Origin of the sequence: Alkanindiges illinoisensis DSM 15370 (assembly GCF_000619845.1) — a bacterium.
GTDB lineage: Bacteria > Pseudomonadota > Gammaproteobacteria > Pseudomonadales > Moraxellaceae > Alkanindiges > Alkanindiges illinoisensis.
In genome coordinates this window covers 1619034-1636586 of record NZ_JHUX01000003.1, presented here as the reverse complement: position 1 = coordinate 1636586, position 17553 = coordinate 1619034, and the positions used below count along the sequence as shown (strand labels likewise).

At 46.4% G+C, this 17553-nt stretch carries 17 protein-coding genes and 1 riboswitch; of the genes, 10 read left to right on the top strand and 7 right to left on the bottom strand.

What is annotated here, in order from left to right; genetic code table 11:
- Positions 1-125: 125 nt before the first annotated feature.
- Positions 126-476: a hypothetical protein gene (locus Q337_RS17175; RefSeq protein WP_169733750.1), complete on the bottom strand. Its 351-nt coding sequence runs from the start codon at positions 474-476 to the stop codon at positions 126-128.
- Between the two features lie 163 nt (positions 477-639).
- On the opposite strand from Q337_RS17175, the gene baeS reads away from it, so the two are divergent.
- The gene (gene baeS, locus Q337_RS0108180; protein WP_034279259.1) at positions 640-2223 is read left to right on the top strand and encodes a sensor histidine kinase efflux regulator BaeS; all 1584 of its coding nucleotides are present in this window, start codon (positions 640-642) and stop codon (positions 2221-2223) included.
- Positions 2224-2265: 42 nt separating this feature from the next.
- Positions 2266-2949, top strand: coding sequence for a response regulator (locus Q337_RS0108175; RefSeq protein ID WP_026471182.1), 684 nt, complete (start codon positions 2266-2268; stop codon positions 2947-2949).
- A 63-nt stretch (positions 2950-3012) separates the two neighbouring features.
- On the opposite strand, the gene Q337_RS0108170 is transcribed toward Q337_RS0108175, so the two are convergent.
- Positions 3013-4443: a protein adenylyltransferase SelO gene (locus tag Q337_RS0108170; protein ID WP_026471181.1), complete on the bottom strand. Its 1431-nt coding sequence runs from the start codon at positions 4441-4443 to the stop codon at positions 3013-3015.
- Between the two features lie 218 nt (positions 4444-4661).
- Here Q337_RS0108170 and Q337_RS0108165 point away from each other — a divergent pair, with 218 nt between their 5' ends.
- On the top strand, positions 4662-5018 hold the full coding sequence (locus Q337_RS0108165) for a DUF1304 domain-containing protein (protein WP_026471180.1): 357 nt from the start codon (positions 4662-4664) through the stop codon (positions 5016-5018).
- A gap of 67 nt (positions 5019-5085) precedes the next feature.
- On the opposite strand, the gene Q337_RS0108160 is transcribed toward Q337_RS0108165, so the two are convergent.
- A complete protein-coding gene (locus Q337_RS0108160) occupies positions 5086-6276 on the bottom strand; it encodes an acyl-CoA desaturase (protein ID WP_026471179.1) in 1191 nt (396 codons plus the stop codon).
- 211 nt (positions 6277-6487) lie between these two features.
- Between Q337_RS0108160 and Q337_RS17170 the strand changes: the two genes are divergently transcribed.
- Positions 6488-7066, top strand: coding sequence for an META domain-containing protein (locus Q337_RS17170; protein WP_051526669.1), 579 nt, complete (start codon positions 6488-6490; stop codon positions 7064-7066).
- A 21-nt stretch (positions 7067-7087) separates the two neighbouring features.
- Here the strand turns inward: Q337_RS17170 and Q337_RS0108150 are convergent, their stop codons facing one another.
- The 3 genes from Q337_RS0108150 to Q337_RS0108140 all read right to left on the bottom strand — a co-directional run bounded on the left by Q337_RS0108150 (position 7088) and on the right by Q337_RS0108140 (position 10495).
- A complete protein-coding gene (locus Q337_RS0108150) occupies positions 7088-7819 on the bottom strand; it encodes a glycerophosphodiester phosphodiesterase (RefSeq protein WP_026471178.1) in 732 nt (243 codons plus the stop codon).
- 113 nt (positions 7820-7932) lie between these two features.
- Entirely contained in the window at positions 7933-8499 is a 567-nt protein-coding gene (locus tag Q337_RS0108145; RefSeq protein WP_026471177.1) for a cob(I)yrinic acid a,c-diamide adenosyltransferase, read from the bottom strand.
- Between the two features lie 133 nt (positions 8500-8632).
- Positions 8633-10495 carry a TonB-dependent receptor plug domain-containing protein gene (locus tag Q337_RS0108140; RefSeq protein WP_026471176.1) on the bottom strand — a complete coding sequence of 621 codons (1863 nt, stop codon included), beginning with the start codon at positions 10493-10495 and terminating at the stop codon, positions 8633-8635.
- Positions 10496-10536: 41 nt separating this feature from the next.
- Positions 10537-10752: riboswitch (cobalamin riboswitch) on the bottom strand.
- A gap of 210 nt (positions 10753-10962) precedes the next feature.
- Between Q337_RS0108140 and Q337_RS0108130 the strand changes: the two genes are divergently transcribed.
- The 4 genes from Q337_RS0108130 to Q337_RS0108115 all read left to right on the top strand — a co-directional run bounded on the left by Q337_RS0108130 (position 10963) and on the right by Q337_RS0108115 (position 14065).
- Entirely contained in the window at positions 10963-11397 is a 435-nt protein-coding gene (locus Q337_RS0108130) for an OsmC family protein (protein ID WP_026471175.1), read from the top strand.
- Between the two features lie 222 nt (positions 11398-11619).
- Positions 11620-12273, top strand: coding sequence for a phosphoribosylanthranilate isomerase (locus tag Q337_RS0108125; RefSeq protein WP_156935736.1), 654 nt, complete (start codon positions 11620-11622; stop codon positions 12271-12273).
- A 13-nt stretch (positions 12274-12286) separates the two neighbouring features.
- Positions 12287-13513, top strand: a complete 1227-nt coding sequence (gene trpB / locus Q337_RS0108120; RefSeq protein WP_026471173.1) for a tryptophan synthase subunit beta — start codon at positions 12287-12289, stop codon at positions 13511-13513.
- 57 nt (positions 13514-13570) lie between these two features.
- Positions 13571-14065, top strand: coding sequence for a DUF1543 domain-containing protein (locus Q337_RS0108115; RefSeq protein ID WP_026471172.1), 495 nt, complete (start codon positions 13571-13573; stop codon positions 14063-14065).
- 350 nt (positions 14066-14415) lie between these two features.
- Here Q337_RS0108115 and Q337_RS0108105 read toward each other — a convergent pair whose 3' ends face one another.
- Positions 14416-15300: a metal-dependent hydrolase gene (locus Q337_RS0108105; RefSeq protein WP_026471171.1), complete on the bottom strand. Its 885-nt coding sequence runs from the start codon at positions 15298-15300 to the stop codon at positions 14416-14418.
- A gap of 96 nt (positions 15301-15396) precedes the next feature.
- Between Q337_RS0108105 and Q337_RS17165 the strand changes: the two genes are divergently transcribed.
- Complete coding sequence (locus Q337_RS17165) at positions 15397-16416, top strand: AraC family transcriptional regulator (protein WP_051526667.1); 1020 nt, start codon at positions 15397-15399, stop codon at positions 16414-16416.
- A 129-nt stretch (positions 16417-16545) separates the two neighbouring features.
- The gene (locus Q337_RS0108095; RefSeq protein ID WP_026471170.1) at positions 16546-17535 is read left to right on the top strand and encodes a DUF2804 domain-containing protein; all 990 of its coding nucleotides are present in this window, start codon (positions 16546-16548) and stop codon (positions 17533-17535) included.
- Positions 17536-17553: the final 18 nt, after the last annotated feature.

The window sequence follows — 17553 nt, the reverse complement described above, 5'->3', positions numbered from 1 at the left end:
GATTTTTTCAGGGCAGGGCGGTAAATTGGCAGGGTTAAAGCGAAAACTAAGCAACAAAAAATATTTGAACTCAAAAGCCTGAATGCAAACTGCAATTACAGGCTTTTAAGGGTACGATAAATCAATTAGGGTCGGTTGCCAGCATCGGGTAGGTCAGGTTTAAAACGCAATTCACAGCTGCCTTGTAGCGTTTTACCATTTTGTAGATTAATTGTAACTAATTGTCCGGCGGCTTTACCGTTACAGGCCTGCTGCAATTGAGCGCGAACTTCGGGGTTACGCCAGCTATCCTGTATACGTGGGCCATCACCCTTATGAAAACGATGCATGCGGTGCTTGCCTTCTTTATGCCTCATGTCACCTGCCGGATCAGGATGTAGTGGGTTTGCTGAGGGTGCAGTTTGACAACCTGCCAGTACACCTGCCAATGAAAGTGCCACCAGTGCCGGTTTAAACAGGGAAGCTGATTTCATCATAATACTCCTTGGATTACTCAAAAAAATCTGGCATAAAAATAGTAGGGAATTCCCTAAAACTTAAAATAAAAAAACAAGTTGGAGAAATGATGAAGCAGCGATATCTTGCATATTTGCCAATTTACGGGCAAGGTTTGCATCTTATGGATCTGAGTGCCTGATTGTGACCAAATTACGTCTACCCATTGCATCGCGCCTGTTTATTGCAGTGTTGATGACGACATTGATCATTAGCCTGGTGGGGCTGCTCATGCTGCACTTCACTATGCAAAAAGGCTTTTCGCGTTATGTGGCCGAAGTCGAAATGCAACGGCTGGACGTGCTGGTCGATGGCCTTGCCAATCAATATCAACGTTATGGCACATGGCAGGATGCCATGAATGCCTCGGTGCGGTCTGGCGTCGTGCCCTATGACCGAGTCAAAAAACGCTGGCTGCGTTACCAGTATGAACTGGCCATGCGTCGCAGTCTCAAGCGTCGGCTGGAAGAGCGTTACTCGCGCGGCAATCCGGCCAATGGTTCCTATCTCGAAAATGGCAGTCTGGCTTCTCCATTATCTCTGGCCCCGCTGTTAATGGATGACCAGGACGCGGGACGTGCCTATTTACCACCTTTTCAGCCCTCCGGGCCACCACCAATAATGCCGGGTCTTGATCGGCTTGAGCTGGGCAAGCGACTGGTGCTTTATGATGGCGAAGGCAATTATCTGGTGGGTCTGCGCTCGGCAGAGGATTTGCCCCGACGTAGCATCAAGCTAAATGGCAAGACTATCGGCTATCTGGGTTTGCAGCCGGCACTTGATCCGGAAGATACGCTATCGGTTAATTTTTTCTCGGCGCAAAGCCGTTATTTAATCTGGATTGGCCTAAGCTGTTTTCTGGTGAGTGCAATTGTGTCCTCCTTGCTGGCGCGTAATTTTCGCCGTCCGATTGGCGAGTTACTGGAAACAGCGTCTGAACTGACGCATGGCAATTATCAGCAGCATATTGAAATCCGCCGCAATGACGAACTGGGTGATCTGGCACAGTCCATTAACCAGTTATCGACCATTTTATACCAGCACGAACAGTCACGCCGGCAATGGGTGGCAGATACGTCGCACGAGCTAAGAACACCTATCAGCGTATTACAGGCACAAATTGAAGCCATGCTGGATGGTGTGCGTGAAGCCACACCAGCTCATTTACAAGGCATGCAAAGACAAGTACTTACGTTAAAGAAACTGGTACAAGATTTAAATGAACTTGCCAAGGCAGATGTTGGACAATTGCAGTGTCACTTTAGATTATGCAATCCGTGGAATATTGTGTTGCAGGAAGTTGAAAGCTTTGAACATAAATTTGCAGCCAAGCAGCTCCATGTCAATGTAGTACCACCTGTCCATGAAATTGAACTGAATATTGACCCCGACCGCATTCGGCAGGTGATTGCCAATTTTCTGGAAAATACCCGCCGCTATACCAACGATAACGGTGAACTGGCGCTAAGCGTTGAAATTACTGACAGCCAGTGGAAACTGCATGTGGATGACAGCCCACCCGGCCTCAGTGATGAAGAACTGGAGCGTCTGGGTGAACGTTTTTACCGGGTGGATAGCTCGCGTAACCGGGCAACCGGTGGTAGTGGACTGGGGCTGGCGCTGTCACGGCAAATTGCCGAGGCGCATGATGGCAGTATTGTGTTTGATCACTCACCGCTGGGCGGACTACGTGCAACCTTATGTTTGCCCATCAAGCCCACGCAATAAATTGACACCCTGACCAATGATTTATCAATAAGGAAAAGTAACATGGCAAAAATATTTATTATTGAAGATGAAAAAGAACTGGCTGAGCTGGTGCGTGATTATCTGATTCAGGCCAATTATGAAGTTGAAATCTTTAATGATGGCCAGACCGGCTTGCAGGCCGCCTTACAGGATAATCCTGACCTGATCATTCTGGATTTGATGCTGCCACGTCTTGATGGACTAGGGGTTTGCCGCAAACTGCGTGAAGTGTCTAATGTGCCGATTATTATGGTTACTGCATTAACTGAGGAAATTGATCGGTTGCTGGGCCTGAAACTGGGCGCTGACGATTATGTCTGCAAGCCTTTTAGCCCAAAAGAACTGGTGGCTCGCGTACAGGCAGTCTTGCGCCGTGCCCATAGCCAGCCTACCCAAAAAGCACTGTTCAAGATTGATGAAGCTCAGCAGCGCATCTGGTACAAGCAAAAAACCCTTAACCTGACACCTACTGAATTTCGACTATTGGCTTTATTTTTAAAGCATGTAGGCCAGATTTTCTCGCGTGGCCAGTTGCTCGATCATTTGAACCCGGACAGCTTTGAAGTGACAGACCGTGTGATTGACAGTCATATTAAAAACTTGCGCCGTAAGATTAGTGAAACGGCTGATACCGGCAGCAAGCATGAGTGGATTCATTCGGTGTATGGTGTGGGCTATCGCTTCGACTACGATGAAAATCAGTAAGCCATAATTTTGGCAAACTAAAAAGACAGCCTAAGCTGTCTTTTTTATGACAATAAACCATAGTCAAGACGAGCAACTCACTGCAATTTCCTCACCAAATGGCGGCAACAGGTCATTTTCCTGCTCAATATCCGGTTGTGGGGTATAAGGCGTTGCCAGTAACCGATACAGGCGATCAACCTCGCTAAAATCATCCTGTTCGGCTTTTTCAATAGCCTGCTGTGCCATATGATTGCGCAGGATATATACCGCATTATTTTCCTGCATCAGTGCCTGACGGTTTGTTAACGGCTGCTCGCTAATGACACGCTGGTAACGCTCAATAAACTGGTCAAAGGCAGCCACATCAATGCAGTCATCACGAAATGCCTGCCAGTGGTTTTCATCAATCAGACGTCTAAAGCTGGTGGTGTAGTCCAGTTTTTCGGCTTGCAGGAGTCGTAGAAAATCCATGCCAATGTCAAAGCTCTCGGGATGTTCCGCGTCAATACCGAGTTTTTTGGCCATGCCTTCACGGTAATGATGCAAAAAGGCAGGTTCAAATTCCGCCAGTGCAGCTTGCAAATCTTCCTTATCCAGACCCAGTGGCAAAAGCTGGCCCAGCCATACCCATAAATTCCAGTGGGCAATACTGGGCTGGTTCTGGTAGGTGTAGCGTCCACCATGATCGGAATGATTGTTGATCCACGCCGGGTTAAAGCGCTCCAGAAAACCAAACGGGCCAAAATCCAGTGTGCTTCCGGTAATGGATAAATTATCGGTATTCATTACACCATGCGCAAAACCCACCAGTTGCCAATCACTAATGGTCTTGGCCGTGCGCTGAATCACCGCCTTGGCAAAGCACAGCACCGGATTAATGCCTGTATTTTCAGCTTCGGTTTTACATTCCGGATAATACCAGTCAATCATTTTACTAGTGAATTCTTCAAGCAATTCGGGCTGGTATTGGTTGATCCACTCAAAATGTCCCAGCCGCACATGGCAATCCGCTACCCGAAGCAAACAGGCTCCACGTTCCAGTTGTTCCCGCTGCACTGGGGTTTTGGAGCTAACAAAACCCAGTGCATTCGATGAGGCTACTCCCAGATTACGGAGCGCATGGCCTGCCAGATATTCGCGGATGACTGAGCGCAGGACGGCACGGCCATCACCCATACGGGAGTAGGGCGTGAGACCCGCACCCTTTAAATGTAAATCCTGCAGCTGGCCATTGGTATCAATCACCTGCGCCAAAAGCAGCCCGCGACCATCACCCAGCTGACCCGCCCAATGACCGAACTGATGACCTGCATAAGCCATGGCCAAAGGGTCAAAGCCTTCCAGCAGGGTTTGCCCAGCCAGAATACTGACCCAGTCTGTGCTTTTGGGCCAGTTGAGTTGCGCTGCCACTTGGGCATTAAAGTGCCCAGCAATGGGCTGTTGCAATGGAGAGGGCGGCTGGCGATGAAACAGTTTTTCATCAAGGGTGGCATAGCGATTATCAAACTGCATAATCAGGCTCGGCAAACGGTAATTTGCAACCAGTGTAAATGATTCACGCTGATAAAATGCTAAAACTCTAATGGTTTTTCATTGCATTTTTTTGCTGCAAGATTTTTTACTGTCTGATCAGTTTAAAAATCAGTCCCCAAATCCGATCAGCGCCATTGCCAATGATTTAAAAAAAAGCATGATAAAAGCTCATTATAGGGTGGGGCAAAAAAATGTTAATACTGGCGCAAATCCTGATTGGCCTAATTGGCGTGTTGCATGTTTATTTTCTGGTGCTGGAAATGTTTTTGTGGGATAAACCGCTTGGCTTAAAAGCGTTCGGCAATACACCTGAAAAAGCAGCCCTGACCAAAGTGCTGGCACAAAATCAGGGCTTATATAATGGTTTTCTGGCAGCTGGCTTATTCTGGGCTTTAACCCTGCAAGATGGTTTTTTTGTTCAGGTTGCCACTTTCTTTCTAGGTTGTGTTCTAGTCGCTGGTATTTTTGGAGCCATTACCGCTAGCCGCAAAATTTTATATATTCAGGCCATGCCAGCCCTGATTGCGTTAATCGTGTTATATGCCGCTCGGTAAGCACTAGCAAAATAAACATCCCGCCGAAGCGGGATTATTGTAAAGCATCAATCATTCGAGCCAGTACTTAAACCGGATTGGTCTGGCGACGGACATAGCGCTTTAGATTCAGCATCATGGTTTCCATACGGGCGCTATGTTCATGCATGCGTTGCTCAACCAGCTGGAATTCCACTTTCAGGCGTAAATCAACCTGATGGATTTTTTCAGCAAACTTATCTGCAACCATAGCCTTTTTGGCTTCAATGCTTTGCTCCTTCAGCTTGGCCCAGTCGTTTAGGGTGGCGCTAAAGGCTTCATATTCCTGGGCAATCTTCTGGCGCATGTGCACAATATCTTCATGCATGTCGTGGCCATAGGTTTCAAGGTGTTTTTCAGCACGCTTGAACTTCATGGCAACTTCTGCCTTGCGAATGGTAAATGCCGGGATACGCTTTAAATTGCGGGTCAGGCCAACTTTGGACAGGCTTAAAATCAGCCATTTGGTAGGGTCAAACTGCCACCATTTTACCCCATTGCGGTAGTCATACTGGAAAATATGATGGAAGTTATGGTAACCCTCACCCCAGGTAAACAGCGCTAGCCAGAAATTGTCACGGGCTGTATTTTCATCAGTATAGGGCTGGCTGCCAAACATATGACACAGTGAATTGATAAAGAAAGTCACGTGGTGATTGGCAATCAGGCGCAGCAGGCCAGCCAGCAGTACCACGCCCCAGAGGTCGCCAACCATCAGGCCCAGTGCAACTGGAAAGCCAATATTGGTCAGGATTACCATAGGAACATAATAGCGGTGCTGAAACATCACCATTTTGTCTTTTAGCAGGTCAGGCGCATTTTTATAGTCGGGTGTACCGCTGGAATAATCCCGCAGCATCCAGCCGATGTGTGAGTACCAGAATCCACGCTTGGCTGAATACGGGTCTTTATCCACATGATCCACATGGCGATGATGGGTACGGTGGCCTGATGCCCAGAACAGGATTGTATTTTGAATGGCCAGGGTGCCACCCAGCATTAATACAAAACGCACCGGCCATGCGGCTTCATAGGCACGGTGTGCCCACAGGCGATGGTAGCCAGCAGTAATGCCAAGGCCACTCCACGCAAAAAATACCAGAAAGCTGATCCACGCGGCCATTGAAAAATCATGATTCCAGGCATACCACGGAATTAAGATCAAGGCGGCCAGTGGCGTACCCAGCAACACAATCACTGCAGGCCAGTTAATGGGAGGACGAGCAGGAGAGGAATTCATGTCCAATAAAGCTCCGCAACAAAACAGATAAGAGGGGAATACAAGGCAGGGAATGACAGCTCACTATAATCGACGTATTTAGTGCGCGGTTTATCGTCATCATAACATGGCGAACAGATGTTCACTAGTCAAACAATACCAATCGGCTGGATTTTTCTGCAAGTCAGATTTAACGATTTAACCCATTGAAAATTATTGAAAAGGAGATGTCATGTCTGACCCATTACAGCAACAGGCACTTGCGTCAAATTGTCCGACCAGATTAGGGTGGCTAAAACTTGTCTTATTAAGCAGTAGCTTAGCAATTACAGCGTGTCAGTCAACACCAGCACAAAAAATTGTAACTCAAAAAATCACCAATTCAACTGCCTCCACCGCAAAAGCAACCTCACATCAGCCGCCTGCCAGTACCACAGCTTATCGGCCCCTTGCAGTTAAGAACGTCGGTATTCCCGGATTGACAGATTTTAGATGGGATTTGGTGTCTATTAACAGTAAAAACCCCCAGCCATTTATCAATCGCCCATACCTGTTTTTGCAATCCGCTGCAAAAACGATTTCCGGTTCTACAGGCTGCAATGCCTTAACGGGCAACTACCAGATTGCTGAACCACAAGCCCTTAAAATTCAGGCTCTGGCCGGGCATATGGCCTGTGATGATGCACTGGCCCAGGAAGCCGAAATTATGGATGTGCTGGGACGAGTAACCCGTTATCAGTTGCAGCAAAATATGCTTTATTTATATGACCAGAATGGTGCTTTGCTGATGACAGCACGTGCAGGCCAATAGACAAAAAATTTACAGAAAATGTTATAGAAAACAGCCTTCAATGTGCGCGGCCAGCATTTGACTGGGCACATCAGTAATCAGCCCGTCGATTTTCCAGCTGGCCAGTTGCCGGGCACGTTCTACATTATTGACCGTCCAGACACTACACTGCAGTTGTTCAAAACGGATTTTTTCAATTAAATCCTGCGTGGCAAAGCTGTCCCGCAGGCCAATACGCTGGCAACCCAGCTGTTTGGCAATCGGGATAATGGCATCACCCAATGGCAATTCCACCAGTAAGCCACGCTGAAAACTGGAATTGAGGCTTTTAAAGGCTTCCAGTACTTTAAGGTCAAAAGAGGTAAAGGTCACCCGATCCTGCCAGCCTTCTAGAACCTGATGCAGTTTACTGGCAATAAGCTGGGCCTGTTGCTCATCATTGACTGCCTTGATTTCCACTTCGATATGTTCAAAATGGCGAATCAAGTCCAGTACTTCAGCCAGCAGCGGCGTTGGCTCTGCCTGTGGCCAGTGATCCCAGCCCACCCGATTGTCCGTATGCGCCAGCTGGTAACTGCTGGTCATGGCAATGGTTTGGTCAAGCCCGGTGGTGCGCAAAAAGTTATCATCGTGGATGACTGCAAGCTGCTGATCCTGCAACAAGCGCACATCAAACTCCACTGCTTTAAGCCCAAGCGCAATGATGTGCTTAAACCCGCCAAGGGTATTTTCCGGTGCTTCGTTACGTGCCCCGCGATGACCAATCAAGCGCATATTTATCCTTGCGATCTGTATGATAATGACAATATATGTGTAATGACCGCAGTGTGCCTTAAAAGTTAGCAGTGATGATGAAAAACAGTTTAAAGCATAACAATAGGCTAAATTTATTCAGTCTTAACCCATAACACTTCCGTGCCGCCATCTTCACGACTAATATGACGGGCAGCCACAAACAGCCAGTCGGACAGGCGATTTAGGTATTGCAGCGCCAGTGGGGAAATATTGTCATCGCGCTGGCTTAGGCTATATACATGGCGTTCGGCACGTCGGCAAATACTGCGCGCGGCATGCGCATAAGATACGGCCAGTGAACCTGCTGGCAGAATAAAATCCTTGAGCATCGGCAAGGCTTCATTCATACGGTCAATTTCCTGCTCAAGACGCTGGATGCTGTGCTCCTTAACCAAGATAAAATTGGGAATGCACAGTTCACCGCCCAGATCAAACAGTTCATGCTGGATGCGGCTTAACTGGCTGTCCAGATCATGTGGCAGGGGAGAACTAGCAACATTAAGCTGTGCACGCAGCACACCGACAAAACTGTTGAGTTCATCCACCGTGCCATAGGCTTCAACTCTTAAATCATCCTTGGGCACACGGCTGCCATCACCAAGGCCAGTGCTGCCGTCATCACCTGTTTTTGTGTAAATCTTGCTTAACCGATGTCCCATGATTGATATTCCATAAATGCATATCAGAAAGATAAAAATCTGAAATTGATGTTCATTAAATCGCTTATACCGCAAAAAATAAAGCTTCTGTCTAAAAGAAGCAGAAGCTTTATTCAGGGATAATCTTAACTGATTAGTAGCTTAAGGTAATACCTGCGGTGGCTTGGCGTGGTGCGGCGATATAGTACTCGGCGCTTGGAAAGTCACTGTACAAGGCAGTTTTGTACGTGTTGTCACCAATATTCTGAATATTGGCAAACACGCGAATATTAGGATTATATTGATAAAACCCACTCAGATTGGCAGTCATAAAACCCGAGGTAGGGTTGTTGGCGCTATATTCCTTAGCACGGCTTTTGGCCACTAGACTGGCACTAACGCCATAAATACTATTGTCCCAACCCGCACTTAAAGTAGCAGTCTGGCGTGGACGACGGGTTAGCTCTGTATGTGTGGTTTCATTTTCTGCTTTAACATAGGCATATTCAGTACTGGCAAACCAGTTATCCTGCTTCCACTTCAAGCCTGCTTCACCACCTGTGAATTTGGCTTTGCTCACATTTTCATAAGTTGAAATTGGAAAGCCACTGACATAATCAATCAGGTTTTTGACTTTGGTCTGATAAGCAGAAAGATAAATATCAAGGCCTTGCATAATATTCTGGTCAATTCCCAGTTCATAAGATAGGCTTTCTTCCGGCTTAAGATCAGGGTTGCCTAGAGTGATATATGTAACACCATTATAAGTGTAGGATGACAAGTAATAAAGCTCATTTGCGGTGGGTGCTTTAAATGCACTGCCAATGTTGGCATAGACACTGGTCTGAGGCGCTAACTGGAAACGCCCTGCCAATTGACCTACGGTGTGTGTACCGTATTTATCGTCATCCTCAACCCTAACCCCTGCTTGTGTGCTTAAGCCATCAGCCTGATATTGGTGCTGCAAATAATATCCGGTTGTTTTAAGGTCTTTGTTACTGTAAAGCGCAGAGTCTACTTCAGTTTTACGATCGGTTAATCCGAACAAAAGGTTCTGGGCAGGTAGGAAATTCCATTGTGCAGAAAGATCACCTTCATTTGTTTCAGTATCAAAGAAGCTACTGTTATTTTTTTGGCTTAGGTCATCACGGAATTGGGAGTAGCGCGCATTAACTTTAAAATCAGCATTAATATTATAATTACCTTTCAAGTTAATTATACGATTTAGAAAATCCTGATTTCCAGACAAAGAAGGATTGTAACGAACATTCCCTTTGTTTTCCTGCAACTGAGCAGATGCGCCAAACTGTTCATTATCAATGCCAGCTTTAATACTGTAGCCCTTTTGGTCATAATCAGCATCTTTAGCAGTAGGAGCATCAGTTACTGGCGATCCAGCAGTTTCAAGACGCTGTCCACGAACCTGCACATAAGCGTCATCCTGTACCAAATCAGCGCCTACAATTGCTTTGTAGGTGTCCAGCTCGCCGCCTTCCATCGTAGTAAACAGTTTTTGTTTTTTGGGTGCTTCACTAATGAGCTGAATCACACCGCCAATCGCATCAGAACCATACTGTACAGAAGCTGGCCCTTTGAGCACTTCAATACGTGAAACATCTGAAAGATCAAACAAGTTAATATTTGCAGCACTGATAGAGCCAGTGTTGGTGCGTACACCATCTTTTAATACCAAGGTATGGTCAGATTCTGTGCCACGGGTAAAAATTGAGGTTTGCTGGCCATAACTTCCAAGTTGCACAATGTTTAATGCTGCTTCGCGTTGCAACAGGTGCGGTAGGTCAGCAATAGGGGATTGCTGGATGGTTTGTTCATCAATTATGGAAATTCGGGCAGGAACTTGTTCAATGGCTTCGGGTGTCTTGCTGGCAGTGACCACAATAATAGGTAATGCAGCCGAAGAATTGGCATCTAAAACTGTAATGGCTGCGGTAGCTGGCAATATGCTGGCAGAAAGAATGGCTGCCGTCAGGGCAGACGGTACAAAAATACGGGACATGGCTGTGCTCCAGGACATTCACCCCACGTGAATGTGTCAGGGGTTATAAGAAGCATTGAGTCGGTATCCAGACTTGTGTTGGGTCGGTGCTGACCTGTTTTCAATAACCTTCCCACTTAAAGCTTAAGCAGTGGTTGCTATCTGAGATCGTCCAGATGGCGCATTGAACATTAAACACATACTGTTGCGGGGGCAGTGCTGGATTTTCACCAGCTTCCCATTTGTTTTTGAGATAAAACAAACGCTTGTTAGGCACTCAAAGCGCGGGCAGTATAGTAGTGTTGCGAATTTGTTGCAATTTATTAAGAATTAACTGCATCAGGTCTTATTTTAATCTTTTAGTTTTTTATAAAAATTACCTTGCAAAACAACTGGCTAATTTTACAGAGCATTAATAAAGTTATGGCTTAAAGCTGGGTATGCTGTAGCAGCAATATACTTCTTACTACTGCACAATGAGGTTGGACATGGCAATTGTAAAAAAAGGCTCAGCGCACTGGGAAGGTTCTATTAAAGAGGGGCAGGGCACGGTATCGACTGAAACGGGTGCTTTAAAAGAACATCCTTATGGCTTTAAATCACGCTTTGAAGGTGGAAAAGGTACTAACCCTGAAGAAATTATTGGTGCAGCACATGCAGCCTGTTTTTCCATGGCATTTTCCATGATGTTAGGCAACGAGGGCTTTCCACCAGATACCATTGATACCACTGCTGCTGTATCACTGGAAAAACAGGGCGAAGGGTTTAGTATTACCAAAATCCATCTGGACACGCAGGTGGTTGCATCCGGCATTGATCAGGCGACATTTGACCGCATTGCCCGAAATGCCAAAGAAAACTGTCCGGTGTCCAAACTGCTCAATGCAGAAATTACCATGGATGCCAAACTGACCATGCGTTAAGTAAACTTAAGCACGAAATAATCTGGAAAATGACTGCTCAACATTTTTATAAACAATGGTGTTTTAAGAAGGTCGCTGCCAGTCATTTTCTATTTAAACAGATTTTATTACAGCGTTTGACTATTGCCAGTTCATACTTTTAGGGCAAATTGCTTTACAATAGGAGCAAGTAAATTCTGATTTTTGCTGGTTTGTATTTTTATTATTTTCACCGGGTGATCCATGACTGATAAGCTGCAAGTCCGCGCGAAAATTTGCGGTTTAACCCGTGCTGAAGATGTGCAATGCGCCGTGGCAGCTGGTGCAGATGCAATCGGTCTGGTTTTTTATGCACCAAGCCCCCGTGCAGTGAGTGTAGAAAAAGCGCAGACATTGCTGGCTGTAGTAACCCCATTTGTGCAGGTGGCAGGCTTGTTTGTTAATGCCACAGTGGCAGAAATTCAGCAGGTTTTGTCTCAGGTAGCCCTGGATATTTTGCAATTACATGGTGATGAAACACCTACCCAGTGTGCTGAAATTGGTCAGTTAACTGGCCGCCGCTGGATTAAGGCCTTGGCTGTTAAACCAGACAGCAATGTGCCAGAACTTATTGAGCAGTATATAGCAGCCGGAGCCAGTGGAATTTTGCTGGATACTTGGCACCCACAGTTAAAGGGAGGCACCGGTCAGACATTTGACTGGGATAGCTGGCCACAGACTACTGGGAAAACAGTGCCACTTATTCTGGCTGGTGGCCTAAATCCCGATAATGTCGCAGATGCCATTGCCCAGACCCGCCCGTATGCCGTTGATGTGAGTGGCGGGGTAGAAAGTCAAAAAGGTATTAAAGATCATCAGTTGATCCGGAAATTTATGCAAGGAGTCCAACGTGGCTAACGATTTACATGACATTGAGTCAAATGGTACAGCACCGATTAATTATTTTAACTATCCAGATCAAAATGGTCATTTTGGCAAGTTCGGTGGCCGCTTTGTGTCAGAAACGCTGATGGCAGCGTTGCAGGACCTGGAGCAGCTCTACAACCGCATGAAAGATGATCCAGAGTTCTTGCGCGAATTTGATCATGACATGGCGCATTATGTGGGTCGTCCAAGCCCGCTGTACCATGCAACCCGTTGGTCCAAAGAGTTGGGCGGCGCGCAGATTTATTTAAAGCGTGAAGACCTCAACCACACTGGCGCGCACAAGGTTAATAACACTATTGGTCAGGCATTGCTGGCCAAGTTATCTGGTAAAAACCGAATTATTGCTGAAACCGGTGCCGGGCAGCATGGTGTAGCAACGGCAACCATTGCCGCGCGTCTGGGCATGGAATGCGTGGTGTACATGGGTGCAGAAGACGTAAAGCGTCAGGCCATGAATGTATATCGCATGCGTTTGCTGGGTGCTACCGTGGTGCCAGTAACAAGTGGCTCTAAAACCCTGAAAGACGCCATGAATGAAGCCATGCGCGACTGGGTGACCAATGTAGATAATACCTATTATGTGATTGGGACAGTGGCCGGGCCGCATCCATATCCGCAACTGGTGCGTGATTTTCAGTCGATTATTGGCCGTGAAGCCCGCCAGCAGATTCTGGACATGACTGGTAAGCTGCCTGATGCATTGGTGGCCTGCGTGGGCGGTGGCAGTAATGCAATGGGCTTGTTTTATCCATTTTTAAATGATGCAGACGTTAAAATGTATGGCGTTGAAGCATCCGGTTTTGGGGTGGAAAGCGGCAAGCACTCTGCGCCACTCAATGCCGGACGGGTTGGCGTGCTGCATGGCAACCGCACCTATTTAATGAGTGACGATGAAGGCCAGATTATTGAAACTCACAGTATTTCTGCCGGTCTTGATTATCCGGGTGTCGGCCCTGAACACAGCTTCCTAAAAGACATGAAGCGTGTGGAATATGTACCGATTAATGATGAAGAAGCCTTGCGTGGTTTCCGTGATTTAACCCGGATTGAAGGCATTATTCCGGCGCTGGAAAGTTCGCATGCGATGGCCTATGTGACCAAGCTGGCGCCAACAATGAGTCCTGAGCAAAGCATTATTGTGTGTCTGTCTGGCCGTGGTGACAAGGACTTGATGACAGTTGCTAAACTGGATGGTATGGAAATTATTTAAACTGGCAGGTTTAGGTAAATAATCATGCCTAAACCCTAACCTGATAAGGTCAAATCCATGCTGTATGCGGTAATGCTTGGCGGTAAACACCCTAAAGCCCACATTGAGGTGCATGATGTGGTGTTTGCGGTTGGGGAGTCATTGCAGGATATTTATCCGCAGCTTAAGCAGCAATGGTTTGGCCTTGCCAAGGGACTGCATATTGATGCCTGGATTGCCATTGATGGCGTTGAACAGTATCAGGTGCAGTTGAGCACAGTTGCACCCAAGCCTGATGCACCGCGCCTGTATTTTATTAATCTGGGCGGTTATCTACCAGATGAGTTTGGCGAAGCACATCGCTACGTGTTGCTTGTGGCAAATAGCAAAATGCAGGCACGCGGCAGGGCACGCAAATATACAATAAAAACTTGGCAGCAACCGCATGTTGATGCCGTGCTGGACGTGGATGACTGTGTACTGATTGATCAGGTGGATGGACGTTTTGTGCACCTGGTTGAAGGCAGTCATCAGGGCGTAAAATTTGAGAATTGCTATTTGGTGATTGGTTAAAATTCCCCAAGTTTATTTTTAAAAGTCCTTTTTATTAGTTTCATCATTATAAATATACCAGTAAAAATGATGATACAACCAATTAATAATGCCCATTTCCATTGTGGTTCAAAGCATGAATAATCACCATAAGAGTTGCATATCTTGTAATAAATTGGGCTATTGAAACGATTAGATTGGAAAATTTTAAAAGAAAAATACAGTATAAAAAGGCCAGCTATGAGCCAAAAAATTATTAATAAGTAAGTTATAAAAGTAATTAAAAAATTAAACCATCGTTTCATCATTTTTAAATAGTGTAGTAAAGATAAGGTAACAAGAATTTTATTACCTTATCGTTGAAATAGCGATTACTTCCCAGCTTCCCACAAGGCTTCACCAGCCTTAATTGGATCGCCAGTTTTTTCCAGCGTTTCCACCCAAACCGGATACTGCGCCAGTACCGGATGCTGGCTGGGATGAAAGTCGCGTTTGTACCAGTCCATATAGGGTTTTTTCATGGATGACAAAATGCCTTTTTTACCAAACAGCCACGGCATGCCCTGAGCAAACATTTTGATGCGTTCGCGCTTATTAAAACCATCTGTTTTCAACATGATATTGGTGCGATACAGGGTAAAACCATACATCATGACGCTAGTTAATGCCAAGGCACGGGCACGCACTGCATAGGGAACTTTGGCCACATTTTGCATTACATCAAAGGCCACGTCCCGATGCTCCATTTCCTCAATGGCATGCCAGGCAAACAGGGCACGGACATAAGGATCAACCTCGGCCAGCGTTTCTTTTTTGGCATAAAAACATTCAGCCATTAATGCAGTCAGGTGTTCGCTAGCGGCGGTAATGGCAATATTGATTTCAGGACTTTTGTGCTTGAGCCAGTATTCAAAACGCGATTTCATCTCGCCAATCATGGCATCCACTGGCATGCCCTGATCTTTCATGATCTGGTTCATTTTGTCATGCGCAATCCCATGTTGCGCTTCCTGTAAAATAAAGTCCTTGACCTTGGCTTGCAGTTCGGGGTCAGTAATCTGGTCGCGGTACAGCCGCACGCTACTAATAAAATAACGTTCACCATCCGGAAAGGTCAGGCTAAGTGCATCAAACACACGGGTTTTAAAAGGATGGCCACCAAACCAGTAACGTGGCATATGCTGTTCAAGCTGAAAGTCCAGATTGCGTCGAACCAGCATGTCTGCAGAGTATTGAGCGTTTAATGGCGCATTCATGCTAATGCCCTCATTTTTCATGTTGATGCATACAGTATTGATTTTTTATGGTAGAAAGTTTTGACAGCTTTCGCCAAAATTTATACAAATCACGCCATGCAAAATACAGCAATCGTTAATAGTAACCAGTTACAGCTCATGGTGCAGTTTATGCAACAGCGCCAGATTGCATTGTCTGAAGTGTTTGATGCCGAACAATTGGCGCTGGTGAGTGCAGCCTGCGCAGGCCAGCAAATCAGCCATGTGCCCGTGCCACAGTTCGTACTAATGCTGGAGCAACTGGCAGAATATTTACGTGAACCGACCATTTCCCTGTCAATTGCGCAAGGGATCAATACGGCTAATCTGGGAATTCTGGGCTATTTGCTGCATGCCTGTGAAAATATGGGCGAGGCTTTATTGCGCTTGCATCGTTATGGCAAGTGGATTAGCAATAACATGGAATATATGCAGATTGTGCAGCAGGGTAACCAGATTGAGCTGCGCTGGCCAAAACCCAAGCTGGTAGAAGGCATCATGCATGAGTTAGGCATGGCCGTGATCCAGCAGTTTAGCCTGCAACTGGTCGGGCGGCCACTTAATATCAATCATGTGCATTTTGTGCATGCCTTGCGGGGTGCGCCGGAAAACCTGCAAATTTATGAACAGTTTTTTGGCTGCCCTGTGTTGTTCGAGCAGCCCTATTCGGCATTCAGTTTTCCAGCCAATACCCTGAATATTCCCATTGAAAAACCGGACAAGGCCTTGCTGGATATTTTACAGCAGCAGGCAGAGCAGGCGCTCAACAGCATGCCCAGCACTGATATTTTTTTGCAGCAAGCCCAGCGCAAGCTGATTGAGTTGTGCCAACTGGGTGAGCCAACCTTGGCACAACTGGCGCGACAATTGCATTTAAGTACCCGTACCCTGCAACGCCGCCTGATGCAGCATGAGGTGAGTTTCCAGCAGTTGCTCGATGAAGTGCGTCAGCAGCTATGTACACAGTACTTGCATCAGCATGTGCCCTTAAGCGATATTGCGCAGTTGCTGGGCTATTCTGATCAGAGTGCGTTTACCCGCGCTTATAAACGCTGGACAGGTAGTACACCACTTCAGCAGCGCCGGTTGAAAAATTAAAGGCAGATAAAATGGAATACACCTGCTTTCTCAATAACTTGGCTAGATAAATGTAAGGCTGATTTTTTTGTTGTATAACCCAATTGGTAGAAAATAGGACAAGCTGAACCATATTAAGGACAATAAATCATGAAAAATCTATTTGAGCAGGGTAAACCACGCTATGGACGCTTTAAGGCAGTGCCGCAGTGTATTGATATCCATGATTTTCATTATGTATCGCCTTTTAAGCGGCATATTACCGGCCTTGAAAAAAACCTGCGCTTTAAAAGTTTCCAGTTTATTAGCTTGAACAATAGCCAGTATATGGTAGGCCTGGCAGTAGTTGATCTGGGCTGGGTTGGTCATGGATTTTTTTACTGCCATGACCTGCAAAGCGGCAAAGTATTAGAAAAATCCTTTTTACAGCCTTTTGGCAAGCACACTCATGTCTGTAATCATCAGGTGGGTAGTTCATCCTTTAAAAAATCCAGCTTTTTAATTGAAATCAAGAAAACCGCTAGCGGACGCATGGTAAAGGCACACCGTGGCAAGCACTTGCTGCTGGATGCAACGATTGCGATTGATGACACCGAACCACTGGTGCTGTGTAGCCCAACGGGTGTATCAGGCTGGACCTACACGCATAAGCAAACCGCGCTATCAGTTACGGGCAGTTTGTACTTTAACCAGCAGGCCATTGACCTGAAAAACCAGCAGTTTGTGGCGGCCCTCGATGATACCTGTGGGATCTTGCGGCCGGAAACGGCATGGCACTGGTTGTCACTTTCTGGCGTGGAAAGTACAGGTCAGCGCTTGGGGCTTAATCTGGCCAGTGGGGTAAATGAAACCTTTGTGAGTGAAAATTCACTCTGGCTTAATGGCAAAATTTTTGAACTGCCTGCCGTGCTGTTTGAGCAACGGGCCAAAAATCAGTGGCGGATCTATAGTGCTGATGGCAGCATTGACCTTGGCATTCAAACGCATTGGCGGCGGCATGAAGCCAAGAATTTTGGTGTGGTCGCCAGCCAGTTTAACCAGTGGGTGAGTACCATATCAGGCACTATTACTTGTCAGGGTAGTCGTGTCGATATTGATGCGCAAATGGGACTGCTGGAGCAGCATTATGCCCGTTGGTAGCCATAAGCCTTTAAGGGT

Bases quoted from the DNA above. Each gene is read 5' to 3' on its own strand.
- Q337_RS0108175 (WP_026471182.1), top strand. From the start codon at position 2,266: ATGGCAAAAATATTTATTATTGAAGATGAAAAAGAACTGGCTGAGCTG.
- Q337_RS0108125 (WP_156935736.1), top strand. From the start codon at position 11,620: ATGACTGATAAGCTGCAAGTCCGCGCGAAAATTTGCGGTTTAACCCGT.
- Q337_RS0108140 (WP_026471176.1), bottom strand. From the start codon at position 10,495: ATGTCCCGTATTTTTGTACCGTCTGCCCTGACGGCAGCCATTCTTTCT.
- Q337_RS0108170 (WP_026471181.1), bottom strand. From the start codon at position 4,443: ATGCAGTTTGATAATCGCTATGCCACCCTTGATGAAAAACTGTTTCAT.
- Q337_RS0108105 (WP_026471171.1), bottom strand. From the start codon at position 15,300: ATGAATGCGCCATTAAACGCTCAATACTCTGCAGACATGCTGGTTCGA.
- Q337_RS17175 (WP_169733750.1), bottom strand. From the start codon at position 476: ATGATGAAATCAGCTTCCCTGTTTAAACCGGCACTGGTGGCACTTTCA.
- Q337_RS0108095 (WP_026471170.1), top strand. From the start codon at position 16,546: ATGAAAAATCTATTTGAGCAGGGTAAACCACGCTATGGACGCTTTAAG.
- Q337_RS0108115 (WP_026471172.1), top strand. From the start codon at position 13,571: ATGCTGTATGCGGTAATGCTTGGCGGTAAACACCCTAAAGCCCACATT.
- Q337_RS0108150 (WP_026471178.1), bottom strand. From the start codon at position 7,819: ATGCGCTTGATTGGTCATCGCGGGGCACGTAACGAAGCACCGGAAAAT.
- Q337_RS0108160 (WP_026471179.1), bottom strand. From the start codon at position 6,276: ATGAATTCCTCTCCTGCTCGTCCTCCCATTAACTGGCCTGCAGTGATT.
- Q337_RS0108145 (WP_026471177.1), bottom strand. From the start codon at position 8,499: ATGGGACATCGGTTAAGCAAGATTTACACAAAAACAGGTGATGACGGC.
- Q337_RS0108130 (WP_026471175.1), top strand. From the start codon at position 10,963: ATGGCAATTGTAAAAAAAGGCTCAGCGCACTGGGAAGGTTCTATTAAA.
- Q337_RS17170 (WP_051526669.1), top strand. From the start codon at position 6,488: ATGTCTGACCCATTACAGCAACAGGCACTTGCGTCAAATTGTCCGACC.
- Q337_RS17165 (WP_051526667.1), top strand. From the start codon at position 15,397: ATGCAAAATACAGCAATCGTTAATAGTAACCAGTTACAGCTCATGGTG.